This window comes from Micromonospora sp. ATCC 39149, assembly GCF_000158815.1.
Classification (GTDB): domain Bacteria; phylum Actinomycetota; class Actinomycetes; order Mycobacteriales; family Micromonosporaceae; genus Micromonospora.
Genome location: NZ_GG657738.1, coordinates 665,052 through 668,037, shown reverse-complemented (window position 1 = coordinate 668,037; position 2,986 = coordinate 665,052). Strand labels below are relative to the sequence as shown.

General features: G+C 76.6%; 2 protein-coding genes. Both read left to right on the top strand.

Annotated features, from left to right (window positions below; translation table 11 throughout):
• The coding region (locus MCAG_RS02755) for an NAD-dependent epimerase/dehydratase family protein (protein WP_369751294.1) at window positions 1–1,018 on the top strand (1,018 nt) is incomplete at its 5' end.
• A 176-nt stretch (window positions 1,019–1,194) separates the two neighbouring features.
• Window positions 1,195–2,986: bifunctional diguanylate cyclase/phosphodiesterase (locus tag MCAG_RS02750; protein ID WP_050777832.1), on the top strand; the 1,792-nt coding region annotated here is incomplete at its 3' end.

Genomic DNA, 2,986 nt, shown 5'->3' with positions numbered 1-2,986 from the left:
CGGTCGTGGCGCGGGCCCGCGCCGACGGGCGCGCCGCGCTGCCCGGCTGAGCACGCCTGGTGATCAGGGCCGGCGCGTGAACATCGCCGGGGCCGAGGTGGTGGTCACCGGGGCCAGCGGCTTCTGCGGTGCCGCCGTGGCCCGGGCGGCGGTGGCCGCCGGGGCCCGGGTGCGCTGCCTCGGCCGCCGCCCCGGCCCCGTCGGCCGGCACGTGGCGTGGGACGCCACCCGGGCGGCCCCCGACCTCGCCGGAGCCGACGTGGTCGTCCACCTCGCCGCGGCGGTCGGCGACCCGCCGCCCGGCCGGGCCGCCGAGCGTGCCTACCGGGCGGTCAACGTCGACGGGGCCGCCCGGGTGCTCGACGCCGCCGCCGGCCGACCGCTGGTCTGGGTGAGCAGCGCCAGCGTCTACCGGCCCGGGGGAGCGGCCCTGGTCGCCGAGGACCACCCCACCGACGGGCAGCTCTCCGCGTACGGCCGCACCAAGGCCGCCGGCGAACGCCTCGCCCTCGCCGCCGGCGCCGTCGTGCTGCGCCCCCGGGCTGTCTACGGTCCCGGCGACCCGCACCTGCTGCCCCGGCTGCTGCGGGCCCGCCGGGGCAGGTGGCTGCCGGTGCCCGGCCCCGACGTCCGGCTCAGCCTCACCGCCGTGGAGAACCTGGCCGACGCCTGCCTGGCCGCGCCCGGCTGGCCGGCCGGGGCGTACAACGTCGCCGACGCCCGCCCGTACTCGCGCGACGCCGTGCTGCGCGCCGCGCTCGCCGCGACGGGCGACCCGGCGCGGCTGGCGCACCTGCCGGTCGGGCTGGCCGGTGCCGCCGCCTCGGCGGCGACCGGGTGGTCGCGGCTCACCCGCCGCACGCCCGTGCTCACCCGGTACGCCGTCGACCAACTCGCCCGCGACATGGTGCTCGACATCGGCCGGGCCAGCGCCCAGGGGTACCGGCCGCGCCGCGACTTCGCCGACTACCTGGCCGCGCTGGGCGGCTGGCAGCAGGCGGCGGACGGACGGCACTGACGTGGACGCAGCCTGACGCCGCGCCCGGGCGGGGCGCACACGGCGCGCGATGCGCTCGTGCCCGTGGGTAGACTCCGCGGCGCGGCCGGACGCACCCGTTCCGGTGCCAGGCGCAACGGCCCCCGGGCCGCGCTCCGCACGGCCGCTTTGGGTGACAGGGATGGGGTGGCCACCAGGTGTTGACTCTGCCGGCGCTCGCGGCCGACGTCGCCTCCACCGCCATGCTGGTGCTCGCACCCGACGGCCGGTGCCTGTGGTCCAACCCGGCCGCCGGCCGGCTCGGGATGCGGCCGGACGAGCTGCCGCTGGCGCGGGTGCAACCGGACGGCGCGGCCGTCGAGATCCCCTGGCCGGCCGCCGAGCACGCCACCAGGTGGCTGCGGGTGTGCTGCCACGGCATCGACCAGGACGGGCAACCCCTGCGCCTGTACGAGGTGCGCGACGTCAGCACCGAACGCCGCGAACGCGAGCGGGGCCGCAACCACCGGTGGCGACTGGCGCACATCGAGCAGCTCGCCAAGGTCGGCACCTGGGAGTGGGACGTGGCGACCGGCGAGGTCGTCTGGTCCGACGTGCTGTTGCAGATGTTCGGCCTGCCACCTGGCACCACCCTGGACTACCCGTCGTACCGGCAGTTGGTGCACCCCGACGACATCGGCCTCATCGAGCGGACCCTGGACACGGCGCTGCGCACCGGCGCGCCGTTCTCGTACACCCACCGCATGTACCTGCCGGACCGCGCGACTCTGCGCGTCTTCGAGTGCTACGGCGAGGTCTTCACCGACGACTCAGGCGTCCCCGAGCGCGTCCTGGGCACCGCCCACGACATCACGGAGATCCGCCGGGCGCAGGACGAGCTGACCCGGCTGGCCGAGCGCGACCCCCTGACCGACCTGCCGAACCGGCGTGCCCTGCTCGCGCGCCTCGACGACCTGCTCGCCTCCGGCGGCGGGCGCTCCGGCGCCCTGCTGCTGATCGACATCGACAACTTCAAGGACATCAACGACGTGCACGGGCACGCCGTCGGCGACGACGTGCTGCGCGTGCTGGCCCGCCTGCTCGTGCGCCACCTGCCGTCCGGCACCGTGCTGGGTCGCCTCGGTGGCGACGAGTTCGCGGTCGTGCTGCCCGACGTCACAGCCGGCGAGGCCCTCGCCGTCGCCGAGGGCCTGTGCGACGCCACGGTGCGTAGCCCCGTGCCGCTGGTCGACGCCGGGCTGCGGGTCACCCTGAGCATCGGGGCCGCGTCGCTGGAGCCCGGCGACACCCGGGACGTCGCGCTGGCCCACGCGGACCTCGCGCTCTACGAGGCGAAGAACGCCGGGCGCAACCGGGCCCGGCTGTACCTGCCCGAGCAGTACCGGCACGCCGTGCAGCGGGTCAGCGTGGTGGCCCGGGTCCGCAACGCCCTCGACGAGCGCCGGATGCGCCTCGACGCCCAGCCGATCATCGACCTGCTTACCGGCGAGGTGGTCAGCCACGAGCTGCTCATCCGGCTGCGCGACGGCCGGGAGCCGGAGCTGCCGCCGGCCGCCTTCCTGCCCACTGTGGAGCGCGACGACCTCATCGGCGAGCTGGACCGGTGGGTCGTGGCCACCGCCACGGCGGCGCTGGCCGACCCGGCGGCCTCGGCGGCCAAGACCCGCTTCGACGTCAACATCTCCGCCCGGTCGCTGGAGTCCCCGGGCTTCGGCGACTGGGTGGTGGGTCGGCTGCGCACGGCCGGCGTCGAGGCCCGCCGGCTGGGCCTGGAGGTGACCGAGACCGCGGCGATCACCAACGTCGCGGCGGTACGCAACCTGGCCGGTACGCTGCGCGACGCCGGCTGCCGGCTGAGCCTGGACGACTTCGGGGCCGGGTTCGGCTCGTTCGCCTACCTCAAGCACCTGCCGTTCAGCACCGTCAAGATCGCCGGTGACTTCGTCCGGCAGGCCGACCGGGGCGGCGCGGACCCGGTGCTCATCGACG